General features: G+C 70.1%; 19 protein-coding genes. 15 read left to right on the forward strand and 4 right to left on the reverse strand.

Annotation, left to right across the window (positions count from 1 at the left end; genetic code table 11):
• The first annotated feature begins 127 nt into the window (after positions 1 to 127).
• Both ACWDRW_RS05795 and ACWDRW_RS05800 read left to right on the forward strand, forming a co-directional pair.
• Positions 128 to 1,582 carry a glycosyltransferase family 29 protein gene (locus tag ACWDRW_RS05795; protein WP_451720668.1) on the forward strand — a complete coding sequence of 485 codons (1,455 nt, stop codon included), beginning with the start codon at positions 128 to 130 and terminating at the stop codon, positions 1,580 to 1,582.
• The gene (locus tag ACWDRW_RS05800; RefSeq protein WP_451720671.1) at positions 1,579 to 3,903 is read left to right on the forward strand and encodes a glycosyltransferase; all 2,325 of its coding nucleotides are present in this window, start codon (positions 1,579 to 1,581) and stop codon (positions 3,901 to 3,903) included. Before ACWDRW_RS05795 ends, ACWDRW_RS05800 begins: the two co-directional genes overlap by 4 nt.
• Positions 3,904 to 3,954: 51 nt before the next feature.
• Here ACWDRW_RS05800 and ACWDRW_RS05805 read toward each other — a convergent pair whose 3' ends face one another.
• From ACWDRW_RS05805 to ACWDRW_RS05815, 3 genes are all read right to left on the reverse strand, one after another.
• Positions 3,955 to 4,941 carry a hypothetical protein gene (locus tag ACWDRW_RS05805; protein WP_451720674.1) on the reverse strand — a complete coding sequence of 329 codons (987 nt, stop codon included), beginning with the start codon at positions 4,939 to 4,941 and terminating at the stop codon, positions 3,955 to 3,957.
• A 140-nt stretch (positions 4,942 to 5,081) separates the two neighbouring features.
• Entirely contained in the window at positions 5,082 to 6,416 is a 1,335-nt protein-coding gene (locus tag ACWDRW_RS05810; RefSeq protein WP_451720677.1) for an alpha-2,8-polysialyltransferase family protein, read from the reverse strand.
• On the reverse strand, positions 6,416 to 7,402 hold the full coding sequence (locus ACWDRW_RS05815) for a glycosyltransferase family 2 protein (protein WP_451720680.1): 987 nt from the start codon (positions 7,400 to 7,402) through the stop codon (positions 6,416 to 6,418). Before ACWDRW_RS05815 ends, ACWDRW_RS05810 begins: the two co-directional genes overlap by 1 nt.
• A 198-nt stretch (positions 7,403 to 7,600) precedes the next feature.
• Between ACWDRW_RS05815 and ACWDRW_RS05820 the strand changes: the two genes are divergently transcribed.
• From ACWDRW_RS05820 to ACWDRW_RS05835, 4 genes are read left to right on the forward strand one after another with little or no spacing between them, the layout of a single operon-like run.
• Positions 7,601 to 8,935: a DUF6716 putative glycosyltransferase gene (locus ACWDRW_RS05820; RefSeq protein WP_451720683.1), complete on the forward strand. Its 1,335-nt coding sequence runs from the start codon at positions 7,601 to 7,603 to the stop codon at positions 8,933 to 8,935.
• 35 nt (positions 8,936 to 8,970) lie between these two features.
• Positions 8,971 to 10,200 (forward strand): cytidylyltransferase domain-containing protein, encoded by a 1,230-nt coding sequence (locus tag ACWDRW_RS05825; RefSeq protein WP_451720686.1) that lies wholly within the window; start codon positions 8,971 to 8,973, stop codon positions 10,198 to 10,200.
• Between the two features lie 14 nt (positions 10,201 to 10,214).
• A complete protein-coding gene (locus tag ACWDRW_RS05830; protein WP_451720689.1) occupies positions 10,215 to 11,156 on the forward strand; it encodes an N-acetylneuraminate synthase family protein in 942 nt (313 codons plus the stop codon).
• 47 nt (positions 11,157 to 11,203) lie between these two features.
• Positions 11,204 to 12,274: a hypothetical protein gene (locus tag ACWDRW_RS05835; protein WP_451720692.1), complete on the forward strand. Its 1,071-nt coding sequence runs from the start codon at positions 11,204 to 11,206 to the stop codon at positions 12,272 to 12,274.
• Here the strand turns inward: ACWDRW_RS05835 and ACWDRW_RS05840 are convergent.
• Positions 12,271 to 12,939 (reverse strand): class I SAM-dependent methyltransferase, encoded by a 669-nt coding sequence (locus ACWDRW_RS05840; protein ID WP_451720694.1) that lies wholly within the window; start codon positions 12,937 to 12,939, stop codon positions 12,271 to 12,273. The genes ACWDRW_RS05835 and ACWDRW_RS05840 overlap by 4 nt on opposite strands.
• Positions 12,940 to 13,039: 100 nt before the next feature.
• On the opposite strand from ACWDRW_RS05840, the gene ACWDRW_RS05845 reads away from it, so the two are divergent.
• The 9 genes from ACWDRW_RS05845 (at position 13,040) to ACWDRW_RS05885 (ending at position 24,579) form a co-directional block, all read left to right on the forward strand.
• Positions 13,040 to 14,587, forward strand: a complete 1,548-nt coding sequence (locus ACWDRW_RS05845) for a PH domain-containing protein (protein WP_451720696.1) — start codon at positions 13,040 to 13,042, stop codon at positions 14,585 to 14,587.
• Positions 14,588 to 14,805: 218 nt separating this feature from the next.
• Positions 14,806 to 16,029: a M20 family metallopeptidase gene (locus ACWDRW_RS05850; RefSeq protein WP_451720938.1), complete on the forward strand. Its 1,224-nt coding sequence runs from the start codon at positions 14,806 to 14,808 to the stop codon at positions 16,027 to 16,029.
• A gap of 258 nt (positions 16,030 to 16,287) precedes the next feature.
• Entirely contained in the window at positions 16,288 to 17,337 is a 1,050-nt protein-coding gene (locus ACWDRW_RS05855) for a BMP family lipoprotein (protein WP_451720698.1), read from the forward strand.
• Positions 17,338 to 17,602: 265 nt separating this feature from the next.
• Positions 17,603 to 18,652 (forward strand): BMP family lipoprotein, encoded by a 1,050-nt coding sequence (locus tag ACWDRW_RS05860; protein WP_451720700.1) that lies wholly within the window; start codon positions 17,603 to 17,605, stop codon positions 18,650 to 18,652.
• A 208-nt stretch (positions 18,653 to 18,860) separates the two neighbouring features.
• Positions 18,861 to 20,429: an ABC transporter ATP-binding protein gene (locus tag ACWDRW_RS05865; protein ID WP_451720702.1), complete on the forward strand. Its 1,569-nt coding sequence runs from the start codon at positions 18,861 to 18,863 to the stop codon at positions 20,427 to 20,429.
• Positions 20,429 to 21,550, forward strand: coding sequence for an ABC transporter permease (locus ACWDRW_RS05870; RefSeq protein WP_451720704.1), 1,122 nt, complete (start codon positions 20,429 to 20,431; stop codon positions 21,548 to 21,550). Before ACWDRW_RS05865 ends, ACWDRW_RS05870 begins: the two co-directional genes overlap by 1 nt.
• The gene (locus ACWDRW_RS05875; protein WP_451720706.1) at positions 21,547 to 22,824 is read left to right on the forward strand and encodes an ABC transporter permease; all 1,278 of its coding nucleotides are present in this window, start codon (positions 21,547 to 21,549) and stop codon (positions 22,822 to 22,824) included. The genes ACWDRW_RS05870 and ACWDRW_RS05875 overlap by 4 nt, the downstream gene beginning before the upstream one ends.
• The gene (locus ACWDRW_RS05880) at positions 22,821 to 23,216 is read left to right on the forward strand and encodes a cytidine deaminase (RefSeq protein ID WP_451720708.1); all 396 of its coding nucleotides are present in this window, start codon (positions 22,821 to 22,823) and stop codon (positions 23,214 to 23,216) included. The genes ACWDRW_RS05875 and ACWDRW_RS05880 overlap by 4 nt, the downstream gene beginning before the upstream one ends.
• A gap of 70 nt (positions 23,217 to 23,286) precedes the next feature.
• Positions 23,287 to 24,579, forward strand: a complete 1,293-nt coding sequence (locus ACWDRW_RS05885; RefSeq protein ID WP_451720710.1) for a thymidine phosphorylase — start codon at positions 23,287 to 23,289, stop codon at positions 24,577 to 24,579.
• The last annotated feature ends 6 nt before the right edge of the window (positions 24,580 to 24,585 follow it).

The raw sequence follows: 24,585 nt of genomic DNA on the forward strand, positions 1-24,585 counted from the left end.
AACGTCGTTTTGCCTTCCTAATTTTTCTCAGCATCCCCCCACGGATAATCAGACGGTTTCACGATCCCCCCACCCGCCGGCAAACCGCGGCAAACACAGCATTGGCTTGGCAAATACCAGGAGTGCCATGACGAGGGTCCAGAACAGACGGGCACGTGCGCGTGGAGGGGAGCTGGACGACTGTTTGCGTGCCTGCGCGGTGCACAGCGGCAAAATCGTCGGCAGCGTCGACCGCCGGCGCATCGAACTCGCCGAGCAGCTCAGAAAGCTGCTCGTCGCGTGGGGAACCGCCCCCGCCGCCCCCGCACCCGCCCCGGCGACCGGCGCGACCGCGCTGCTCAAGCGCGCCGTGAAGGGCGCCGCGACCCCCGCCGCGGGCATCGGCAACGAACTGCTCGACGCGCTGCTCGCCGTCGCCAACCAGGCGCTCAAGTGCGGCTACGACGACGAGTTGAACCTCGCCCTGGTGATCAGCGACACCGTGCTCGCCCAGCGCAAGAACTCCCGGGCCGGCTGGCGGCTGCGCGCCCGCCTGATGGAGACGCTCGGCGAGGACGCCGAGGCGCTGGAGGCGTACGAGAAGTACCTCGGGCTCACCGACGACGACGGTTTCGGCGTCAAGGCCCGCATCGCCGGCCTGCGCACCGCGGGCGACCGCGAGCGCGAACTGCTCGCCGTGCTGCGCCGCCAGTGCCCGCGCGCCGAGGAGTTCACCCGCGGTGACACCACCGAGGTGTGGGCCGAGGGCCTCGCCGCGCACGCCGTCGGCGACTGGGCCGCGGCCGAACCCCGGCTGGTGGGAGCGCTCCTGGCCATGGCGGACGCCCCGGCGAACGACCGCCAGGAGCTGCTCGGCCAGTACCTGGACCTGCGGATCGCCCTCGACACCGATGTCACCGCCCTGACCGAGGTGCTGGCCCTCTACGCCGAACAGCGCCGCAGCCGGATGCGCGGCCCGGTCGCCGACCCCACCGTCGGCGGGGTGCAGTGGATCAGCCTCGGCGAGTTCCGCAACCGCATCGCCGGGAAGTCGATCTGCCTGATCGCCAACTCCGGCCGGGTGGGCGCCAGTTCGATGGGCGCCGAGATCGACGCCTACGACCTCGTGGTGCGCTTCAACTCCTTCAGGATCGACCCCAGGCACACCGGCAGCCGTACGGACATCCACGCGACGATCCACAAGCACGGCTTCAACTGGGAGAAGCGGGTCGACACCCGGCTCGTCTTCGGCGGGGTCTCCGGCGACTGGAAGTGGTCGCTGCGCAACCGCCTGGTGCCCGGCGCCCAGACCCACCTGGGCGACGAGTCGCTGCGCTGGCCCGTGCGCAACATCGGCAAGCTCTCCACCGACGTCTGGTCCGGCATCCCGACCACCGGGTTCAACATGCTGTACCTGCTGGACTTCCTGGACGTCAGCCCGAAGCTCGACCTGATCGGCTTCGACTTCTACGAGAGCGGCGCCTACCGCGTGCAGGAGGCCATGAAGCTCGCCATCACCTCCGTGCACGAGTACACCAGCGAGAAGGCATGGGTCATGGAGCGGGCCCAGAGCGTGACCGACATGAGGATATCCCTGCGATGACCACGACCACCCTGCCCGCGACGCAGGCTCCCGTCACCGACGCGGCCGCCCTCACCGGCAAGCGCCGCATGGCCTTCGCGTCCTACGTCGACGAGAACTACCTCCCCGGCTTCCTCGTCCTGCTGCGCAGCCTCGCCCTGTCCAACCCGACCGTGTGCGAGGACTTCGTCGTCCTGTACGACGATCTGCGCCCCGGCTCCGTCGCCAGGATCCGCGCGCTGCACCCGCGGATCGTCCTCAAGCGGGTCAACGACACGCACTACGACTCGTACAAGAAGGGTGACCAGGACAACTACCTGGTCCGCAAGGCGTACTTCATCCTCGACGTCTTCCGGCTGCGCGAGTACGACACCGTCATCACCCTCGACACCGACATGGTCGTCCTCGGTGACCTCGGCGAACTGCTGAAGCTGCGGGAGGGCCTCGCGGCCGTGCCGCAGTTCTTCTACGGCCAGCACAAGCTCAACTCCGGTCTGCTGGTCATCCAGCGCGAGTACCTGAGCGACGAGTTCTGCGCCAAGCTGGACGCCACCGGCCGCAGCGGCGACTACGAACTCGACAAGCACGACCAGGGCATCCTCAACGCCGTCCTGGACGGCGACTTCGTCCGCCTGGACCCGCGCTACAACTTCGTCAAGCGGCGCCTGTCCGGTGATCTGCCGGTCCCCGAGGACACCGCGATCCTGCACTTCACCGGCCGCCACAAGCCGTGGCAGGGCGGTGAGTCCGGGTACAGCCTGGCCGAGGAGAAGTGGCGCGAGTTCGAGCTGTCCGACGCCGAGTTCCACGCCGAGTACCTCTCGAAGTCCGGCGGCCTGCACCACGACCTGATCGTGCACTACGGCACCCCGCACGTCGCCCGCACCGGCGATGTCGAGACCGCCCGCAAGGTCGCCGCCGCGCACATCGCCTCCGGTGACTACCAGGACGCCGTGGACGTCCTGGAGAGCGTCCGAATCCCGCTCGACGAGGCCTGGCCGCACGAGGTGCTGGGCCACGCCCTGATGAGCGTCTCGCGCTACGACGAGGCCAAGGCCCAGTTGCTGCTGGCGACGGCCGCCCCCAACCGGGCCGCCACCGCCTACGCCCGGCTGGCCCAGGTGGCCTGGGTGCACGGCGACAACGCCGGGGCGCTGAAGTACGCGACGGCCGGCATGTCCGTCGACATCACCCACCGCTCCAGCCGCCTGTGGGCGCAGCGCGCCGCCTCCGTCCCGGCCCAGGAGCTGGGCGCCCCCGAGGACCAGTTGGCGCACGTCGCCTTCTACATGGACCGTCAGGGCAACGCGGGCGACAAGCTGCTCCCGGAGAGCGTGCGCAGCGCCTTCGGCCCGGACACCACCTCCCGCCGCTGGCACTCGGTGCACGCCCACCGGCTGTTCGACGAGGCCGCACTGGAGCGCGTCAACGCCCGCCGGGGTCTGGTCATCGGCGGTGGCGGTCTGTTCATCCCGGACACCATGCCCAACGGCAACAGCGCCTGGCAGTGGAACGTGCCGGACGAGCTGATGCGCCGGATCGACGTGCCGATCGCGGTGTACGCCGTGGGCTTCAACGCCTTCGACGGCCAGTCCTACCGCGCGAGCCGGTTCCGTGAGTCGCTGCGGCTCCTGGTGGAGAAGTCCGCGTTCTTCGGCCTGCGCAACCACGGCTCGATCGAGAAGGTGCGCGCCATGATCCCGGCGCACCTGCACGACAAGGTCCGCTTCCAGCCCTGCCCCACGACGGTCACCCGGCAGCTGGTGCCGGGCTGGCAGGACCCGGCGCACCGCGAGGACACCATCCTCGTCAACGCCGCCTACGACCGCGCGGGCCTGCGCTTCGGCCACGACTACGGCTACTTCCTGGCCCAGATGGCCCGGGCCGTCCGGGACCTGGGCGAGCTGGCCGAGGTCAAGTGCGTGGCGCACTCGCTCGACGACGAGAAGATCGCCTTCGATCTCCGCCGCGAGCACGGCATCTCGATGCCGGTCATCCCGATGTACGACTTCGAGAACGACGAGATCCGCGATCTGTACGCGCGCACCAAGCTGGTCATCGGCATGCGCGGCCACGCGGGCATGATCCCGTTCGGCTGCGGCACTCCGATCATCAGCCTGATCTCGCACCCGAAGATGGCGTACTTCCTGCGCGACATCGAGCGGCCCGAGTGGGGAGTCTCGGTCCACGACCGCCACCTGGCCGCCCGCCTGGTGGAGCGCTCGAAGGACCTGCTCCGCGACCACGCGGCGACCGTCGCGGACGTCCACGGCCGCCAGCAGGAGCTGTGGAAGGTCACCGAGGCGAACGCCGCCGACCTCAGGGTCATCCTGGGCGGCTGAGCGAACGTGTGGGGCCCCTCACCGTCACCGGTGCGGGGCCCCACACGCCTTTCAGCGGCCCGCGAGCCTCTTGGCCAGCTTGCCGAACAGCGACGGCGAGGAGCCGCCCCCGTCCTTCTCGTACGCCGACCTGAGCTGCTTGAAGTGGTCGGCGCGGGTCCGGCTCAGGTACTCGTCATCGGTGAGCCTCTTCGCGATGGACCAGGCCTGCTTGTGCCGCCCGTCGTAGTGGGCGACGTACGCCTTCGCCAGCTCCAGCACCGACTTGAAGGGGATCCCGCCGGTGTGGTCGCGGTCGATCCGCTCCTGCACGGCGGAGATCAGCTTCAGCTTCTCGTCGACTGTGAAGGCGTCCTCGGAGATCGTCTTCAGCACGTGCTCGGGGATCGGCCTGGTCACCTCGAAGGCGAGCGTGGAGCGGATCGGCGGGCCGGCTGTCTCGATGTACGGCAGCAGCGCGCCCGTGCTGTAGTGCAGCCACGGCAGCCGGGGGCCGGCGAAGTCCTGGTGCAGGACGACCGATCCGGGCCGCAGCCGGGTCAGGAAGCGCTCGGACACGCACTTGAAGACCCGGGCCGTCTTGGCGATGTCGATGTGCAGGAACTCGATCGGCGTGGTGTCGTGCGGATCCGAGGTCTGCCAGATGTCCCCGGCGTGGATCTCCAGGAAGCCCAGGAAGGGGTCGAGCCGCTCACGGAAGTCGTCCAGGAACGAGGTGTCGCCGTCCGAGGGCTTGGCGCCGGCGGTGAAGAACTTCTCGGAGGCGAAGGTGCCCTTGCCGACGTGGAAGAAGTCGTACGCGTGCAGCCGTCCGGTCTTCTTGTCGAACACGGGGCTGTCGCGCAGCCCGAGCGCGAGCGCGTACGTCGATCCGCCGCCGCCCGAACCCAGTTCGACCAGCCGGTCCTCGCCCGTGAGGCGATGGCGGCCGAGAAGGTAGAGGAAGCGCAGTTCCCAGGAGCTCACCTGGGAGTAGGGGAGATCGTCCGGCAGCTTTACGCCGTCGAGCATGGGGTACAGCCGGCCGAGGTTCGTCATGAGTGCCTCACGGGGTGGGATGGGGCGGCGTTCCGGAATCCTAGAGATTCGAACGCCGCCCACACCATGGATTCATCGGTTTAATCCGACGGTGTGCCACCGTTTCCTCGGCTGTTCCCGGCAGTTCACCGGGTATTGGCTCAGCGGCGGACCGCCTTCTTCAGCGCCCTGGCCCGCCGCACCACCCGGCGCGCGGCGGAGTTGCGCGGCAGGAACGAAAGCCGCTCCGGGATCCCGCCGGGCAGGCCCAGCGAGGTGAGCCGCTTGCGCTTGAAGTAGCGCTGGGTGCGCGGCTTGTAGTGCTCGGAGAGATAGCGCTCGGCGGCGGGACGCAGGCTCGGGTAGATCTGCGGCTGCATGGTGAACCCTATGGCGGCGACCAGCGCGCCCAGGGTCTCGGCCGGGACGGTCTCCTCGCCGTCGCGCCTCTCCAGGTCCGGCAGCACCGCGTCCGCCAGCACCGCGGGGATGCGGTTGCTGTTCTGATACGGGGTGAGCCCGTCCAGGAGCGGCTCGGTGCCGATGCGGGCCACCGGCAGGTCGTAGAAGGCGGCGGCGGTGAACAGCGCGGTGGAGAAGCAGCCGACGACCAGACCCGGGCGGGACTTCTCGAACAGCACCTCGGCGAGCACGGGCGTGTCCAGCACGGTGAGGTCGACGCCGAGCTTCTCGGCCTCGGCCTCCAGGGCGCGGCTGTAGCGGGCCGGCGCCGTCGGGTGGGGCTTGAACACGATCGTGCGGTGCCCGCGTCCCACCGCCCCGCGCAGCATCCGTACGTGCAGCTCCTCCTCCGCCTGCGGGGTGAGGATGTTCAGCGCGGACAGGTACTGGCCGAGCAGCACCGCGGAGTTCTCCGGCAGCACCGGCAGGTCCTCGATCACTCCGGCGAGTTCGCCCATGACCTTGCGGAAGGCCTCGGTCGGCAGCACCTCGGCGGGCACGTCGAACTCGGTGAGCAGCGTCGGGGTCAGGCCCGGCACGAGGTCCAGGTGGAGCAGCCGCCGCACGCGGGTGCCGACCAGCGGGTCGAGCTTGTTGCGCGTGGGGCCGTAGCTCATCAGGCCGTCGGCGTAGACGTGGACGGGGGCGCCGGTGAACATCTGCGCGAGGGCGAGCGCCGGATTGACCTGGATGGACTCCAGGACCAGCTCCACCCTGTCGTCGCCGAGGCCCCACAGCAGTCGCACGTACCGCTCGAACAGCGGAAGGTCGTCCATCCGCGGCGACCAGGCGCCGGGGTGGAAGGGACGGATGGCCTCGTTGAAGGAGACCACCCCGTCGAAGTGGTCGCGCAGCGGTTCGAAGCCCGGCATCTCGTCCACGGCCATCGTAGTCTCGGGGCAGGCGGAGTTGTTGAACACCAGCAGCAGCCGCCGGTCCGCCTGCTCGAAGACCTCCGAGTCCAGCGCGGCGGCCAGGGTGGCGGCGCCGTACAGCGTCGAGACGCAGAAGATCTGGGTGGTCTTTACGGACATCACGCGGCCGCCTTCTGGGTGGTGGCCCGGCGCCGCAGCCGGCGCAGCTTGCTCGCCCGGCGCAGGTCCATGGTTTCGAGCACGTCGCCGAGCGCGTCCTGCGGCATCCGCCGTATGGCCGCCGCGCTCATCGCCCGCAGCTGCTTGGCGACGGAGGGTTCCCACTTGGACTCGTCCGAGAGGTGGTGCGCGATGATCGCGCAGTACGTGCGCACCGCCTTGGGCAGCAGTCGCTCCGCGTCCCGGTCAGCCGCGGTCTCCTCGATGACCTGATCGAAGGCGCGGATGAAGTCCAGTTGACGGACGTCACCGATCTGGGTGAGGGAACCGGCGACGCCCCGGCGGTAGAAGACACCGAGCAGGCTCACCACGGCGAAGGACTCCGCCTCGCGGTGCAGCTTCCAGATCCAGGGCCGGTCCTCGGCCGTGCGCAGTCCGTCGGTGAAGTGCAGCAGGCCCTTGTCCAGCAGCCGGCGGTGATAGGCGCCGGCCCAGGCGTAGGCGTAGTCCACGGTGGTCGTGCGGTCGGCGGGCAGGATCGCCGCGCGCGGGTCGAGGACCTCGCCGCGGCGGCCGTGCGGGACCCGGTGCACGGACCGGGCGCGGGCGTTGGCCTGGACGTGGTCGGTGCGCACGAAGTCGCAGCCCAGCTCCTCGATGGCGGCGACCAGTTCGCCGAAGTAGCCGGGCGCGAGCCAGTCGTCGCCGTCGAGGAAGGTGAGGTACTCCCCGGTTGCCGCGTCCAGGCCGGTGTTGCGGGCGGTGGCGAGTCCTCCGTTCACCTCGTGGCGGATGTAACGCACTTGTGCGACATCCGAGAGTTGCTCGGCCGCCCGTTCGAGAATGGCGGGAGTTTCATCCTTCGAATGGTCGTCCACCAGGATGAACTCGAAGTCGCTCCGGGCGTTCGCCCGAAGGCTTCTGAGGGTGTCCGGGGCGTATTGCTGCACGTTGTAGAACGGCACGATCACGGAAAGCTTTGGCACCTGCAAAAGATTAGTTGGATGCCTGGCAACAGATCTTGCCGGTGTACGTACTTCGGGTGAACTCGGTGTGTCGGAATGGTGCATCCCATGTACTTCCCGGGCTCTGACGAGCCAGTTCGGCTCTCGGTGGTGTGTTGTTAACTCTTCGTTGATTCGCGGTTGGGCTATACCTAGGAAATGGTTCCTAGCGTCTTCCACGTGCCAGCAAGTACAACGAAGCCGCCGCGCATCGCCGTCCTCGCGGACTCCGACACCCGATGGAAATGGGGTGCGCTCACGGCGGGCCGCATCGCCCCGGGCCCGTCCATGGAAGCCGGAGCCGAAGGGGGCACGCAAGTCGCCCCCGCCCTGAGCGGATTCCTGCTGCGCGGCCGGGCCACACCCACGGCCCGCCAGCTCGCGGAAGTCGGCGTGCGGGCCGACTCGTTGCGGGAGGTGACGGCGGTGGAATTCCTGCGCACGATGGCCGATGAGGAGTACGACGTCGTCGTACTGTCGCTCGTCGGCGGTGGCGTGCAGGCGATGCTGCACGGCCTCAAGCGGGTCTGGGAGGGACGCGAGAAGCGTCCCGTCGTCGTCACCGGCTACGTCGGCGTCGTCTACGAGAAGCTCGCCGACGGCCTGCTGCTGCGGCACGGCGCCGACCTCGTCCTCGCCAACTCCCGCCAGGACGCCGAGCGTTTTCGCGCGGTGTACGACGGGGTCGGCGCCGACGCGTCCTCGGTGACGGAAGTGGCCCTGCCGTTCCTCGGCGGAGCGCCCTACGAGGGGGAGCACGACCCGTACCGGGTCGTCTTCGCCGCGCAGCCCTCCGTCCCCGACAGCCGCAAGGACCGTACGTACCTGCTGAACCGCCTGGTCCAGCACGCGCGGCTGCACCCCGAGCGCGAGGTGCTGCTCAAGCTGCGCTCCAAGCCGGGCGAACACACCACGCACATCGAGGAGTTGCCCTACCAGAAGCTGGCGCAGAAGCTGGACCTGCCATCCAACTTCCAGCTGGTGTACGGCCACATGGGCGAGGTGCTGGACCGTACCGACCTGCTGGTCACGGTCAGTTCGACGGCCGCGCTGGAGTCACTCCACCGGCGGATCCCCACCGTCGTGCTCACCGACCTCGGGGTGCGCGAGACGCTCGGCAACCACCACTTCGTCGGCTCCGGCTGCCTCGCCTCCTGGGATCAGCTGGACGAGGGACACCGTCCGGCCCCCGACGAGGAGTGGGTGGCCCGGCAGGGCGTGGCGACCGAAGGGGCGTTCGACGCGGCCCGCGAGCGGATCGCGAAGCTGCTCGCCCAGCCGGGCGGACTGGCCCCGCTGACGCCGTACTACACGCCCGCCACGGCCCCGGGTTACCTCCCGGGCATCCTCGCCCGCCACCACCTCGGCCCCGACGGCAGTCCGCTGCCCGGCGCTCCGGCGCACGATCGTGAGCCGGGCCCGGTTCGGCAGATCGTGCGCCGGGCCGCCCGTGGCGCGTATCGCCACGGCGTCCAGCGCGTTGCACCTGTCATCCGGCGGATGGGGGAGCTGTGAGCCGCCCTACCGACTTCCTGCAAGGAGTTCAGCCCATGTCCAACCCGGAAGCGGGCCCAGGCGCCGAGGTGCGCCGCGTGCTCGCGGTGATCCCCGCTCGCGGTGGCTCCAAGGGCGTCCCCGCCAAGAACCTCGCTCCCGTCGGCGGGGTGCCGCTGGTCGCCCGGGCCGTGCGGGAGTGCCTGGCCACCCGGCTCGTCACCGACGTCGTGGTCTCCACCGACGACCAGGCCATCGCCGCCGCCGCCCGTTCCGCCGGTGCCGAGGTCGTGCTGCGGCCCGCCGCCATCGCCGGGGACACCGCCACCTCCGAGGCGGCCGTGCTGCACGCCATGGACGCCCACGAGGCGCTGCACGGCTCGCCGGTCGACGTGGTGCTGCTCGTGCAGTGCACCAGCCCCTTCGTGATCCGCGAGGACATCGACGGGGTCGCCGCGGCGGTGGTGGAGAACGGCGCCGACACCGCGGTCACCGTGGCCCCCTTCCACGGCTTCGTCTGGCGCGACGCCGAGGAGCCGGCCGCGGGCGGCATCGGCGTCAACCACGACAAGTCCTACCGCCCCCGTCGCCAGGACCGCCCCCAGGACTACCTGGAGACCGGCGCCGCCTACGCGATGGACGCCCCCGGCTTCCGCGAGCACAACCACCGCTTCTTCGGCCGTACGGAACTCGTCCGCACCGACCCCGCCCGGGTCCTGGAGATCGACGACCCGCACGACCTCGCGCGCGCCCGCGCGCTCGCCCCCCTGTTCGACGCGGACCGCCCCGGTTCGCTCCCGACCGGCGCCGACATCGACGCGGTCGTCCTGGACTTCGACGGCACCCAGACCGATGACCGGGTGCTGATCGACTCCGACGGAAAGGAGTTCGTCTCCGTGCACCGCGGAGACGGCCTCGGCATCGCGGCCCTGCGCAAGAGCGGCCTGAAGATGCTGATCCTCTCCACGGAACAGAACCCTGTGGTCGCCGCCCGGGCCCGGAAGCTGCAGATTCCGGTCCTGCACGGCATCGACCGCAAGGACCTCGCACTGAAGCAGTGGTGCGAGGAGCAGGGCATCGCGCCTGAGCGCGTGCTCTACGTCGGCAACGACGTCAACGACCTCCCGTGCTTCGCCGTCGTCGGCTGGCCCGTGGCGGTCGCGAGCGCCCACGACGTCGTGCGCGGCGCCGCACGCGCGGTCACCACCGTTCCGGGTGGCGACGGCGCGATCCGAGAGATCGCCAGCTGGATCCTCGGCCCCTCTCTCGATTCCCTCACCAAGTAAGGACCCCTCCTGCCATGAGCACCAACTCCCGTCTCCGTAGCTTCGGTTCGTCGCGCCTGGCCGGACCCGGCCAGCCCGTGTACATCTGCGGCGAGATCGGCATCAACCACAACGGCGAGCTGGAGAACGCCTTCAAGCTGATCGACGTGGCGGCCGAGGCCGGCTGCGACGCGGTCAAGTTCCAGAAGCGCACCCCGGAGATCTGCACCCCGCGCGACCAGTGGGACATCGAGCGCGACACCCCCTGGGGCCGCATGACCTACATCGACTACCGCCACCGCGTGGAGTTCGGTGAGGACGAGTACCGCCAGATCGACGAGTACTGCAAGAGCCGGAACATCGACTGGTTCGCCTCCCCGTGGGACACCGAGGCGGTCGCCTTCCTGGAGAAGTTCGACGTCCCGGCCCACAAGGTGGCCTCCGCCTCCCTGACCGACGACGAGCTGCTGCGCGCCCTGCGCGCGACCGGCCGCACGGTCATCCTGTCCTCCGGCATGTCGACCCCGAAGCAGATCCGCCACGCGGTCGAGGTCCTGGGCAGCGACAACATCCTGCTCTGCCACGCCACGTCGACGTACCCGGCCAAGGCCGAGGAGCTCAACCTCCGCGTGATCAACACCCTCCAGGACGAGTACCCGAACGTCCCGATCGGCTACTCCGGCCACGAGACGGGCCTGCAGACCACCCTCGCCGCGGTCGCGCTGGGCGCCACCTTCGTCGAGCGTCACATCACCCTCGACCGCGCCATGTGGGGCTCGGACCAGGCCGCCTCGGTGGAGCCGCAGGGCCTCACCCGCCTCGTCCGCGACATCCGCACCATCGAGGCCTCCCTCGGTGACGGCGTCAAGAAGGTCTACGACTCCGAGCTCGGCCCGATGAAGAAGCTGCGCCGCGTGCAGGGCGTCGTCGCCGAGGCGGAGATCGCCGCTGCGGCAGGCGAGCCGCTGACGGTCTGAGTCACCCCCTCCACAGAAATCGCCTACGACGGGACGGTCGTCCGTAGATGAGCCCCCGCGCCGGTTACGCCGGCCCCCGCACTCTCGCGTTCGTCGAGAGTCCGGTACAGCTGCTGAATGTGCTGGAGTGGGCGCATGCCCAGGAGCAGGCGCTCGGCGCGGGGCTCACGCTCGTGGTCCTGTCCCCGATCGACCCGATGACCCGGGGCCAGTTGCGCCGTATGGCGGAGCTGGCCCGGGAAGCGGGGCACGAGGTGCGCTGGGAGGAGGCGCGGGGCGGCGCGGCGGCGCCGTTCCAGACGATCGGGGGCCTCGCGGGCACGCTCCGCAAGGCCTCACGCGTGGTCCTGGGAGACCCCTTCTCCCGCTACGTCCAGCTGTTGCTGACGATCACCCGGGCCCGGGACCTGGTCGTGGTCGACGACGGTACGGCGACGATGGAGTTCGTCGCCCAGCTCGCCCGCGGCGAACGCCTGGTGCGCTGGCACCGCAAGGGCGGCCGCCCGGGCCCCCGGGACCTCATCCTCGCCCCGGCGTCCACGGCGGCCCGCCGCCGGCTGACGCCGGGGGAGAACCGCAGGGTCGAGATCTTCTCCTCCATGCCGATGCAGGAGACCCTGCCGGGCCTGAAGGTGTCCGCGAACGACTTCGCGTGGACCCGCTCCCGCTTCGGCCCGCCCCGCATCAGCAAGGGCGCCGACATGGTGGGCACCTCCCTGGTGGAGACCGGCGTCGTCGACGGCGAGCGCTACCAGGAGGCCGTCCGCACCCTGGCCAAGGCGCACGGCGCGACCCGCTACTTCGCCCACCGCCGGGAGAGCACGGAGAAGCTGCACCGGCTCGCGGTGGAGACCGGGCTGGAAATAGTGCGTCCGGACCTTCCCCTGGAGCTGATCGCGCGCCGCGGCCCGATCGGCAGAACGATCCTGAGCTTCCCCTCCACGGTCGTCCACACCCTCCCGCTCGCCCTGGCCGGCACGGACGTCCGGGTGGCGGTCTGCGACATCGACCCCACCTGGCTCACCGACCACGCCTCACCGCGGGCGCAGGGCTTCCTGTCCGGAGTGACGGGCTCGGCGCGGGACGTGCACCGGCTGGCGGCGGTGACGGCGGTCTAGCCGGGCTTGCGGGCCAGCACGTACGCCCGGGTGTACTTCTCGTCCTCCACGGGCTCCCGCACCACCCGGGCCTGGAGCTGAAGGCCCGCCTCGCGCAGGTGGGCCAGCACCGTCTCGGGGGTGCGCAGGTAGTAGTGCAGCGAGATGTCCTGGCCGAACCGTTCCGTCAGGTGGATGAGCTCGTCACCGCCGTCCGTGAACTGGAACGACAGCATCACATGGCCCCCGGGCGCCAGGACCCGGCAGAACTCCTCGAACGCCGCCGTCAGCTCCTCCGTCGGGACGTGGATGATCGAGTACAGGGCGATGACCCCGCCCAGCGTCTCGTCCGCCAGGTCCAGAGCCGTCATCGTGCCGACGTGGAACCGCAGCCGCGGATGCGCGTCACGGGCCATCGCCACCATGCGCGGCGAGACGTCCACCCCGAAGACCGGGACCCCGAGCGCGTCCAGCCGGGCGGTGACGTACCCGGGACCGCTGCCGAGGTCGGCGACGGGTCTGGTGCCGTGCGCCCGGACCTGCTCGGCGAAGGCGGTGAGCAGGGCCCGCTCCAACGGGCGGTCACCGAGGCCGTCGGGGTGGCGGTCGGTGTACGCGGCGGCTATCGCGTCGTACGACGTCCTGGTGGCCCGGAGGAAGTCCGTGTCAGTCGTGGGTTCCGTCACACGGCCGGAGCCTACCGACGCGAAGGACGGGCGTCGGCAACTTCACCGGCCCGAAAACTGCCGGACGCCGGACAAGCCTCTGCGTCCTGAGCACGTCAGGATGGCGGGCGTGGAAGAAGTCATCCTTCGGTCCCGGTGGCGGCGCGCGCAGTGGGTCGTCGTAGCGATCACGGCGCCCGGCGCCGCTCTCGCCGCCGTGGGCCTCGTCCTGGGCGGTCCGGCCCCGCTGGCCGTCGTGGGCGCCCTGTGCCTCGCGGCCGCAGGCGCCGCGCTGCGCTCCGCGGCCGCCGAGGTCCGCGCCGACGCCCACGGCATCCGTACGCGGACGCTCACGGGCCGCCGGAGCGTGCCGTGGCGGGACGTCGCCGACCTCTGCGTACAGCTGCGGACCCTGCCGCGCGGCGGTGAGTCGCGGCGCGTGATCCTCGTCCCGCGCGCGGGAGGCAGGCGGCTGCTGCCCTTCCCGGCGGCCTGGGACGCGTACGCCCAGGACTTCGCCACCGACCTCGACGCGCTGCGCGCCCTGCACCGCCGGCACGGCAGCCCCGACTCCGAGCGGCTCGCCGTCGTCAGTCACCGCACCGCCGGTGGCCGCCGGGTCTGGCCCCTGGCCGCCTGCGTCCTGCTGCTCGCGGGCGCGGGCCTCGCCGCCGCGCTGGTACCGAGCGCCGACGCGGAGCGCCGGGACTGGGAGGCGGCCCGGCCGTGCGCGGCGACGACCCCCGCCGAGGACATGCGCGGGTGTCTGACGACCTTCCCGGCGGTGATCGAGCGGACCGACGACGACGAGGGCCGGGGAGGCGGCCTGCTGTACTTCACCGAGGACCGACCCCTCGACCGGCTCGCCGTCTCGCGGGAGGCCGCGCAGGAGTTCGAGCCCGGCGACGAGGTCGAGCTGACCGTATGGCGCCGCCAGGTGATGGAGGTCGCCGGAAGTGACCACGTCTGGCGCGAGCACGTCGCGCCACCCGGCGACGTGGCCGTCGTCGCGGCCGGGCTCGCCCTCGCCGCCGGTTACCCCGCCGCCCAACTGCTGATGCGCCGGCGCGGACGTGGCCTCGCCGACGACGAGGTCCTGCCCTCGGCGCTGCCCTTCGCCGCCGTCCTCGTCGGCACCGGGGCGTGGCTGCTGCCCCTGGCCCACCGCCACCCCACGGCCCTCCTCGCGTCGCCCACGGCGATCGCCTGGGCGCTCGCGGGCACCGCCGCCACGCTCGCCCTGGCCGCCTGGGCCTGGCGCGCCACGCGGATCCGCCCCCGGCGGGACACCACCGCCCCCGAGGAGGAGCGGGAGGAAACGGGGGAGGTCTTCCTGCGCGCCCGCTTCCTGGAGTCCACCGACTACAACCCGAACGGCTTCGGCACCCACATCGCCCTCGGCGGCGCCGAGCCGCCCGCGGTGACGCCGGGCCCGGGCCGGTTCGCGGCACGGCCCATCCCGGTACGGCGGCTGACCGTCAAGGAGGTGCGCCGGGTCCGCGGCGCCGACGGCGACGTCGTGCCCCGGAGCTGGCACATCGCCGACCTCGACGACGCCGGCACCCCCGTCCGCCTGGCCGCCGCCCCGGCCGATCTGGCCCGCATCCTGCGCGCCCTGGACGCCGGACGAACGCTCGAGGACGCCTCGACGCCGGGTTCCGAAAGGTGAACAGAACCGACGCGGCTGTCCGGGGCATGGTATGGGTTGGTAAGAGAGCGGATGGGTGCTCATGATCGACTTGCTCGAAAAGTGAGGGAGCATACCCATCCCAGACCGCACCTATGCGTCCGGGGGTCAGTTTTTCTTCCCCTAACGGGCTGAACTTTTGTTGATCGAGGGTCAGTTGGCCACCCGGGCGTCCTACCCTTCAGAGGGTGAAACACATGATGTCCGTACAGTCCGAGGCCGATCTCCAGGGGGAAGCCGGGGAAGCGCTGCTCCCGGGCACGCTGCCCGAGTCGCTGCGCGTCGAACTCGTCGCGTTCCGCCGCGACTTGCACATGCACCCCGAGCTGGGCAACCAGGAGTTCCGCACGACCGCCGCGATCAAGGAACGGCTGGAGCGGGCCGGTCTTCAGCCGCGCGTGCTCGCCGTCGGGACCGGGCTCGTCTGTGACATCGGCAACTGGGACGACGGGCTGCCCGCGCTCGCCCTGCGGGCCGACATCGACGCGCTGCCCATCCCGGACGCCAAGGCGGACTGCCCGTACCGCTCGACCGTGCCCGACCGGGCGCACGCCTGCGGTCACGACGTGCACACCACCGTCGTCCTCGGCGCCGGTCTCGTCCTCGCCGACCTGCACCGCAAGGGCCTGCTGCCGCGCCCGGTGCGGCTGATCTTCCAGCCCGCCGAGGAGGTGCTGCCGGGCGGCGCCGCCGACGCCATCGAGTGCGGGGTGCTGGAGGGCGTCGGCCGGATCGTCGCCGTGCACTGCGACCCCCGGGTCGACGCCGGGCGGATCGGCATCCGCGACGGCGCCATCACCTCCGCCTGCGACCGCCTGGAGATCGCGCTGGACGGCCCCGGCGGCCACACCGCGCGCCCCCACCTGACCACCGACCTCGTCACCGCCGTCGCCCGGGTCGTCACCGACGTCCCCGCGCTGGTCGCCCGCCGCGTCGACACCCGCGCGGGACTCGCCGTGACCTGGGGCCGTATCGAGTCCGGCCACGCCCCGAACGTCATTCCGCAGCACGCCGAGCTCTCCGGGACCGTGCGCTGCCTGGACATCGACGCCTGGCGCCAGGCGCCCGACATCCTGGTCGCCGCGATCGACGAGGTCGCCAACCTGCACCGGGCCAAGTCCGAGATCAACTACGTCCGAGGCGTCCCGCCGGTGGTCAACGACTCCGGTGTCGCCGAACTCCTCCGTGACGCCATGATCGCCCGCCGCGGCGTCGATTCCGTCGAGGGCACCGAGCAGAGCCTGGGCGGAGAGGACTTCTCCTGGTACCTGGAGCACGTCCCGGGCGCGATGGCCCGCCTGGGCGTCCGGTCGCCGGGCGAGCGCACGGTCCGGGACCTGCACCAGGGCGACTTCGACGTGGACGAGCACGCGATCACGGTCGGCGTGGAGCTGTTCACGGCGGCGGCGCTGATCGACCTGTAGGGAGCAGCTCCGGTTGCGGCCGGAGCGGCCCCGGGGGAGTCTGGCCGCAGGCGCTGACGCGTGCGCGCCGACACGAACAGGAACCCCGGGATGTCCGGGAACGCACACTTTCGATCCGGTGGTTCACGGGGACGTAACCGGCCATCGGCACGAATGGATAACGGCCACGCGATACCCCGTTCCCAGGAGTGTCTACGCGCGTTAATGTGCGCCGAACTCAGCACCCACTGCGGGGCTTGGAGAATGGGGAGCTTTACGATGCGTCGGACATCCAGACTGACTCGTATCGCGGTGGGGGTCGCGTCGATCGCGCTCGCCGCCACGGCGTGCGGTGGTACCAGCAGCGACAGCGACAGCGGCAGCGAGACCAAGGACGAGCTCGGCCTCGCCATCGCCTACGACATCGGCGGCAAGGGCGACCAGTCCTTCAACGACGCCGCGTACGCCGGCCTCGAGAAGGCTCAGAAGGAGTTCGGCTACAAGACGGCCGACATCGAGCCCACCGAGGGCGAGACCGACGCCGACAAGGAGCAGCGTCTGGCCTCCCTCGCCAAGCAGGGCTACAACCCGGTGATCGGCGTCGGCTTCGCCTACGGCCCCGCCATGGAGGCCGTGGCCAGCAAGTACCCGGACACCACCTTCGGCATCGTCGACTCGGTGGTCGAGGGCGACAACGTCGCCTCCCTGGTCTTCGCCGAGGAGCAGGCCTCGTACCTGGCCGGCGTCGCCGCGGCCAAGGCCACCAAGACCAACACCGTGGGCTTCGTGGGCGGTGTGGACATCCCGCTGATCCACAAGTTCGAGGCCGGCTACAAGCAGGGCGTCACGGACACCAACCCGAAGGTCAAGGTCGTCTCGCAGTACCTGACCCAGACCGCGGAGGAGGGCGGCTTCTCCAGCCCCGACAAGGGCAAGGCCGCCGCCGAGGGCCAGATCGAGAAGAACGCGGACGTCGTCTATCAGGCGGCCGGTCTGTCCGGTCAGGGCGTGATCGAGGCCGCCGCCAAGGCGAAGGTCTGGGCGATCGGCGTCGACTCCGACCAGTACCAGCAGGAAGCGCTGTCGGCGTACAAGGACTACATCCTCACCTCCGCGCTCAAGGACGTCGGCGGCGCGGTGTACGCCCTCGCCAAGTCCGTCCACGACGACAAGCCGCTGACCGGCGTGCAGACCTTCGACCTGAAGGTGGACGGCGTCGGCCTGTCGGAGAGCAACCCGAAGATGGCCGAGATCCCGGGCCTGACGGACGCGGTGGCCAAGGCGAAGGAAGAGATCATCGCCGGCGACATCAAGGTCAACACGGAGTGATCACCCGTTGGGACCGGTGAAGCGGGCGGGCGCCTCAGGGCCCCGCCCGCTTCCGTTTGCCCGCGCGATGTCACCCACCGCCACCCTCCGTTTGCGGTCGGCAAGGCCTTGGGTCGGCCGTCGAGTGGAGTTGAACACGGCCGGATAACAAGGTGGACAGAAGGGGTTTTCAGGCAGGTCTACGCGCGTTAATCTGCGGCGAAGCCAGCGCCGAAGCTGTGAAGCACTACCGTCCGGCGCTTGTACCGAACTAGGAGCACTTCACATGCGCCGGATTTCCCGGATCACGGTCGCAGGCGCAGCGACCGCCTCTCTGGCCCTCGCCCTCTCCGCCTGTGGTGGCACCTCGACCTCGTCCGGCTCGTCCGACGACAAGGGGGACAAGGGCCTGGCCATCGCGTACGACGTCGGCGGCAAGGGCGACCAGTCCTTCAACGACGCCGCGTTCGCGGGCCTGGAGCAGGCGCAGAAGGAGTTCGGCTACGAGACGCAGGACGTGGAGCCCACCGAGGGCGAGACGGACGCGGACAAGCAGCAGCGCCTGGAGTCGCTCGCCAAGCAGGGCTACAACCCGGTCGTGGGTGTCGGCTACGCGTACGCCGCCGCCGTGAAGGGCGCCGCTGAGAAGTTCCCGGACACCACCTTCGGCATCGTGGACGACTCCACGGTCGAGGCGAAGAACGTCGCCGACCTGGTCTTCTCCGAGGAGGAGGCGTCCTACCTGGCCGGTGTCGCCGCCGCCAAGAGCACCAAGACCAACACCGTGGGCTTCGTGGGCGGTGTGGACATCCCGCTGATCCACAAGTTCCAGGCCGGCTTCGAGCAGGGCGTCAAGGACACCAACCCCAAGGCGAAGGTCATCTCCCAGTACCTCACGCAGACCGCGGAGGAGGGTGGCTTCTCCAGCCCCGACAAGGGCAAGAGCGCCGCCGAGGGCCAGATCGAGAAGAAGGCGGACGTCGTCTACGCGGCCGCCGGTCTCTCCGGCCAGGGCGTGATCGAGGCCGCCGCCGCCAACAAGGTGTGGGCGATCGGCGTCGACTCCGACCAGTACAACCAGGAAGCCCTCGCCAAGTACAAGGACTCGATCCTCACCTCGGCGATGAAGGATGTCGCCAAGGCGGTGTACAACCTGGCGAAGTCGGTCGAGGACGGAAAGCCCGAGACCGGTATCGTTCGTGGCGATCTGAAGACCGGCGAGGTGAGCCTGTCGAACTCCAACCCGAAGTTCGCGGACGACGCCGAGCTCCAGGAAGCCATCGAGACGGCCAAGGAGAAGATCATCAACGGCGAGATCAAGGTCAAGAGCAGCTGAACAGCAACACCCTGAGCAGCGTGTAACCGCGGGGTCGCGGTCGCTTGACGGGGTACGGGGAGGCATCTCCTCGTGCCCCGTTGTCAGCGATCCGTCACCCCTTTGTATGCCGTAGGGGCGCTACGCGCGTAGACGACCCCCGTCCCCAGGAGAGTGCGCCATCAACGCGTCCAGCAGCCCTCCGGCCGGCGCGGCGGTCAACGGTCAGGTGACCGCCGTCGAGCTCGCCGGGATCACTAAGCGATTCCCGGGCGTCGTGGCCAACCACGACATCCACCTCACGGTCCGCAAGGGCACCGTCCACGCCCTCGTCGGCGAGAACGGCGCCGGCAAGTCGACCCTGATGAAGATCCTCTACGGCATGCAGAAGCCGGACGAGGGCACCATCGCGATCGACGGCCAGCAGGTCTCCTTCTCGTCCCCGGCCGACGCCATCGCCCGCGGCATCGGCATGGTCCACCAGCACTTCATGCTCGCCGACAACCTCACGGTCCTGGAGAACGTGGTCCTCGGCAGCGAGAAGCTCTACGGCATCGGCGCCAAGGCCCGCCGCAAGATCAAGGAGCTCTCCGACCGCTACGGCCTCGGCGTCGAGCCCGACCGCCTCATGGAGGAGCTCGGTGTCGCCGCCCGCCAGCGTGTGGAGATCCTCAAGGTCCTCTACCGCGGCGCCACCACCCTGATCCTCGACGAGCCCACGGCCGTCCTCGTGCCGCAGGAGGTCGACGCGCTCTTCGACAACCTGCGCGAGCTGAAGTCCGAGGGCCTGTCGGTCATCTTCATCTCCCACAAGCTGGGCGAGGTGCTCTCCGTCGCCGACGAGATCACCGTCATCCGCCGCGGCACCACCGTCGGCACCGCCGTCCCCGCCGAGACGACCCCCCGTCAGCTCGCCGAGATGATGGTCGGCAGCGAGCTGCCCACCCCGGAGACCGCCGAGTCCACGGTCACCGACCGGCCGGTCATCACCGTCGACAAGCTGCGCCTGGAGGCGCCCGGCGGCAAGGCCCTGCTGGACGACATCAGCTTCACCATCCACGCGGGCGAGGTCCTGGGCATCGCCGGTGTCGAGGGCAACGGCCAGACCGAGCTGGTGGACGCCCTCATCGGCCTGAAGGGCGCCGACTCCGGCACCATCGCGCTGGCCGAGGAGGAGATCACCTCCTGGTCCACCCGCAAGCGCCGCGAGCAGGGCATCGGCTACATCCCCGAGGACCGTCACCGGCACGGTCTGCTCCTGGAGGCCCCCCTCTGGGAGAACCGCATCCTCGGCCATGTCACCGAGAAGCCCCTCGCCAAGGGCGTCTGGCTGGACCCGAAGGCGGCCCAGGAGGACACCCGGCGGATCGTGACGGAGTACGACGTCCGTACCCCCGGCATCGACGTCACCGCCGCCTCGCTGTCCGGCGGCAACCAGCAGAAGCTGATCGTCGGCCGCGAGATGAGCCACAAGCCGCGCTTCCTGATCGCCGCCCATCCCACCCGTGGTGTGGACGTCGGCGCGCAGGCCGCGATCTGGGACCACATCCGGGAGGCCCGCCGCGAGGGCCTCGCCGTGCTGCTGATCTCCGCCGACCTGGACGAGCTCATCGGCCTGTCCGACACGCTCCGGGTGATCTACAACGGCAAGCTGGTCGCGGACGCCGACCCGGCCACCGTCACCCCGGAGGAGCTGGGCTCGGCGATGACCGGTGCCGTGACCGGTCACCTGGAGCACGAAGAGACCCCCGAAGACACCCCTGAGTCTTCTGAGCCCGGCGAAGACGAGGCCCGCTGATGAAGAAGTTCGACAAGGAGCGCGTGCTCCTCGCGGTGGCCGGACCGGTCATCGCGCTCGCCGTGGCCTTCGCGCTGAGCTCGATCGTGCTCATCGCCTCGGGCAAGAACCCGGTCGAGCCGTACACCCTGATGTTCGAGCAGGCCACCTACTCCGACATCCAGGTCCTGATCATCAACCAGGCCTCGATGTACTACATCGCGGCCCTCGCGGTGGCCATCGGCTTCCGGATGAACCTGTTCAACATCGGCGTCGACGGCCAGTACCAGCTCGCCGCCATGATGACCGCGATCGTCGGCGCGCACGCCAACCTCCCGGCCGCCCTCCAGGTCCCGCTGCTGCTCCTGACGGCCCTGTGCACCGGTGCCTTCTGGTCCGGTATCGCAGGTGTCCTGAAGGTCACCCGGGGCGTCAGCGAGGTCGTCGCGACGATCATGCTGAACGCGATCGCGACCTCCGTCATCGCCTACCTGTGGCTGCCCGACGTCTTCGGTGTGAAGGTCGGCAACAACAACACCACCGGTGAGATGCACGAGTCCGGCTGGATCCCCGGTATCGACATGGGCGACGCCGGCGAGATCTACGGCCTGGTCATCCTCGCCGTGCTGCTCGGCATCGGCTACTGGATCGTCCTCAACCGCACCCGCTTCGGCTTCGACCTGCGCGCTTCCGGCGCCTCGGAGTCGGCCGCCGCGGCCAGCGGTGTCGACCCCAAGCGCATGGTGCTCACCGCCATGCTGATCTCCGGTGCGATCGCGGGCCTCGCCGGTCTGCCGATCCTGCTCGGCGACACCCACACCTACAGCCTGAACTTCCCCACCGGTATCGGCTTCCTCGGCATCGGCATCGCCCTGCTCGGCCGCAACAACCCGGTCGGCATCGCCTTCGCGGCCCTGCTGTGGGCCTGGCTCGACAAGGCCTCGCCCGAGCTGGACTTCCACGACTACGACAAGGAGATCGCGGTCATCATGCAGGGCCTGATCGTGCTCTCGGTCGTCGTCTCCTACGAGGCCGTCCGTGAGTGGGGCCTGCGCCGCCAGCAGCGCCGGGTCGGCGCGGAGCTGGCAGCCGGGCACGTCCTCGGCGCCGACAACAACACGAAGGAGGTGGCCGGCCGATGACCAGCCCGCAGACCTCGGCGGTCGACGTCAACCAGCCCACGCTGCAGCCCGCGGCCCCCACCGGCCGCCGTATCACGTGGCCCGTGCTGCTCCTGGTCATCGCCGGAGCCCTGGCGCTGACCTCGATCGTCCGCATCATCACCGGCGCCGACGGCATCACCAACGTCAGCCAGATGTCCACCGCGCTCCAGCTCGCCGTGCCGATCGGCCTCGCCGGTCTCGGCGGTCTGTGGGCCGAGCGGGCGGGCGTCGTGAACATCGGCCTCGAGGGCATGATGATTCTCGGCACCTGGTTCGGTGCCTGGGCCGGCTTCCAGTGGGGCCCGTGGACCGGTGTCCTCGTCGGCATCATCGGCGGCTGCATCGGCGGCATCCTGCACGCCATCGCGACCGTCACCTTCAACGTCAACCACATCGTCTCCGGTGTGGCGATCAACATCCTGGCCCTCGGCATCACCCGCTACCTCGCGCCGCTCGCCTTCGAGGGCGAGCCGGGCGGCTCCGCCAAGCAGTCCCCGGCGGTCGACTCACTCGGCCACTTCACCGTGCCGGGGCTGTCCGACTGGCTGCGGGACCTCAACAACCATGGCTGGTTCTTCATCTCGGACATCGCCGGTCTGCTCGGCGGCCTGGTCACCAACGTCTCCTGGCTGACCCTGATCGCGATCGCGCTGATCCCCGCCACCTGGTGGATCCTGTGGCGTACGGCCTTCGGTCTGCGGCTGCGCTCCTGCGGTGAGAACCCGGTCGCGGCCGAGTCCCTCGGTGTGAACGTCTACAAGTACAAGTACCTGGCGGTCATCATCTCCGGCGGTCTGGCCGGACTCGGTGGCGTCTTCCTCTCCATCGTCGCCAACCCCTTCTACCTGGAGGGCCAGGTCAGCGGCCGCGGTTACATCGGTCTCGCCGCGATGATCTTCGGTAACTGGATGCCGGGCGGTCTCGCCCTCGGCGCCGGTCTGTTCGGCTACACCGACAGCCTCAACCTGCGCGGCGGCTCGGAGAACGTCCACGCCCTGCTGCTGCTCGGCGCGCTGCTGCTGATCATCGGCGCGGTCTGGCTGGTGATCCGGAAGAAGTACGCCCCCTCGATGATCACCGCGGTCATCGGCGCCCTGGTGTTCGCCTGGTACGCGGGCACCAACGAGGTCCCGAACCAGGTCGTCTCCGCCACGCCGTACGTCATCACGCTGATCGTCCTCGCCCTGTCGGCCCAGCGCCTCAGGATGCCGAAGGCGGACGGTCTGCCGTACCGGAAGGGCCAGGGCAAGTGACGCGCGAGGTCGACTGGGACGCCCTGCGGGAGCAGGCGCGCGAGGCCATGCGCCACGCGTACGCCCCCTACTCGGGCTTCCCGGTCGGCGTCGCGGCCCTGGTCGACGACGGCCGCACGGTCTCCGGCTGCAATGTCGAGAACGCCTCCTACGGCCTCGGCCTGTGCGCCGAGTGCGGTCTGGTCTCGGAGCTCCAGCGCACCGGGGGCGGCCGGCTCACGCACTTCACCTGCGTGGACGGCCGCGGCGAGATCCTCGTGCCGTGCGGGCGCTGCCGACAGTTGCTGTACGAGTTCGGCGGCCCCGATCTCCTCCTAGAGACCCCGGCGGGGATCGTCCCGCTGTCGGAGATGCTGCCGCAGGCCTTCGGGCCGGGCCATCTTCGCAAGTAACTCCCGTGCGGCCCCTCTGAACCGCTTCAGAGGGGCCGCGCACTTTCTTGAGAACGTCGGAAGGAAAGTCATGGCTGGTTTGTCGACGGATGCCATCTCCGTCATCCGCACCAAGCGGGACCGCGGTGAGCTCAACGACGAGCAGATCGACTGGGTCATCGACGCGTACACCCGCGGGGAGGTGGCCGACTACCAGATGGCCGCCCTCAACATGGCGATCCTGCTCAACGGCATGAACCGGCGTGAGATCGCCCGCTGGACGGCCGCGATGATCGCGAGCGGCGAGCGCATGGACTTCTCCTCGCTCTCCCGTCCGACGGCGGACAAGCACTCCACGGGTGGCGTCGGCGACAAGATCACGCTGCCGCTGGCGCCGTTGGTGGCGGCCTGCGGTGCGGCGGTCCCGCAGTTGTCGGGCCGGGGCCTCGGCCACACGGGCGGCACGCTGGACAAGCTGGAGTCGATCCCGGGCTGGCGCGCGCTCCTGTCGAACGAGGAGATGCTGTCCGTGCTCGACGGTGTGGGCGCGGTGATCTGCGCGGCGGGCGACGGTCTCGCTCCGGCAGACAAGAAGCTCTACGCGCTCCGCGATGTCACCGGCACGGTCGAGGCGATCCCGCTGATCGCGTCGTCGATCATGTCGAAGAAGATCGCGGAGGGGACCGGTTCGCTGGTCCTGGACGTGAAGGTGGGCACGGGCGCCTTCATGAAGACCATCGAGGACGCGCGTGAGCTGGCCTCAACGATGGTGGGCCTCGGCACGGACCACGGTGTGAAGACGGTGGCGCTCCTGACGGACATGTCCACCCCCCTCGGCCTCACCGCGGGCAACGCGCTCGAGGTCCGCGAGTCGGTGGAGGTCCTGGCGGGCGGCGGCCCGGCGGACGTGGTGGAGCTGACCGTCGCGCTGGCGCGGGAGATGCTCGAAGCCGCCGGAGTGAAGGACGCCGACCCGGCGAAGGCCCTGGCCGACGGCTCGGCGATGGACGTCTGGCGCCGGATGATCGCGGCCCAGGGCGGCGACCCGGACGCCGAACTGCCGGTGGCCAGGGAGCAGCACGTCATCAAGGCCCCGTCCGCGGGCGTCCTGACCCGCCTGGACGCGTACGACATCGGCGTGGCCGCCTGGCGCCTCGGCGCGGGCCGGGCCCGCAAGGAGGACCCGGTGCAGGCCGGCGCGGGCGTGGAGATGCACGCCAAGCCCGGCGACACGGTGACCGAGGGCCAGCCGCTGCTGACCCTCCACACGGACACCCCCGAGCGCTTCGAGTACGCCCTCCGGTCGATCGAGGGCTCCTTCGACATCGCGGCGGCGGGTACCGACTTCACGGCGTCCCCGGTGGTGCTGGAACGCATCGCCTGACGAACT

The sequence above is a fragment of the Streptomyces sp. NPDC003635 genome (genome assembly GCF_053587635.1).

What these genes read in the sequence shown, in the direction of transcription:
- ACWDRW_RS05870 (WP_451720704.1), top strand. Translation starts at nt 20,429, where the DNA reads ATGAAGAAGTTCGACAAGGAGCGCGTGCTCCTCGCGGTGGCCGGACCG.
- ACWDRW_RS05855 (WP_451720698.1), top strand. Translation starts at nt 16,288, where the DNA reads ATGCGTCGGACATCCAGACTGACTCGTATCGCGGTGGGGGTCGCGTCG.
- ACWDRW_RS05830 (WP_451720689.1), top strand. Translation starts at nt 10,215, where the DNA reads ATGAGCACCAACTCCCGTCTCCGTAGCTTCGGTTCGTCGCGCCTGGCC.
- ACWDRW_RS05875 (WP_451720706.1), top strand. Translation starts at nt 21,547, where the DNA reads ATGACCAGCCCGCAGACCTCGGCGGTCGACGTCAACCAGCCCACGCTG.
- ACWDRW_RS05805 (WP_451720674.1), bottom strand. Translation starts at nt 4,941, where the DNA reads ATGACGAACCTCGGCCGGCTGTACCCCATGCTCGACGGCGTAAAGCTG.
- ACWDRW_RS05885 (WP_451720710.1), top strand. Translation starts at nt 23,287, where the DNA reads ATGGCTGGTTTGTCGACGGATGCCATCTCCGTCATCCGCACCAAGCGG.
- ACWDRW_RS05810 (WP_451720677.1), bottom strand. Translation starts at nt 6,416, where the DNA reads ATGTCCGTAAAGACCACCCAGATCTTCTGCGTCTCGACGCTGTACGGC.
- ACWDRW_RS05850 (WP_451720938.1), top strand. Translation starts at nt 14,806, where the DNA reads ATGTCCGTACAGTCCGAGGCCGATCTCCAGGGGGAAGCCGGGGAAGCG.
- ACWDRW_RS05800 (WP_451720671.1), top strand. Translation starts at nt 1,579, where the DNA reads ATGACCACGACCACCCTGCCCGCGACGCAGGCTCCCGTCACCGACGCG.
- ACWDRW_RS05795 (WP_451720668.1), top strand. Translation starts at nt 128, where the DNA reads ATGACGAGGGTCCAGAACAGACGGGCACGTGCGCGTGGAGGGGAGCTG.
- ACWDRW_RS05825 (WP_451720686.1), top strand. Translation starts at nt 8,971, where the DNA reads ATGTCCAACCCGGAAGCGGGCCCAGGCGCCGAGGTGCGCCGCGTGCTC.
- ACWDRW_RS05845 (WP_451720696.1), top strand. Translation starts at nt 13,040, where the DNA reads ATGGCGGGCGTGGAAGAAGTCATCCTTCGGTCCCGGTGGCGGCGCGCG.
- ACWDRW_RS05860 (WP_451720700.1), top strand. Translation starts at nt 17,603, where the DNA reads ATGCGCCGGATTTCCCGGATCACGGTCGCAGGCGCAGCGACCGCCTCT.
- ACWDRW_RS05835 (WP_451720692.1), top strand. Translation starts at nt 11,204, where the DNA reads ATGAGCCCCCGCGCCGGTTACGCCGGCCCCCGCACTCTCGCGTTCGTC.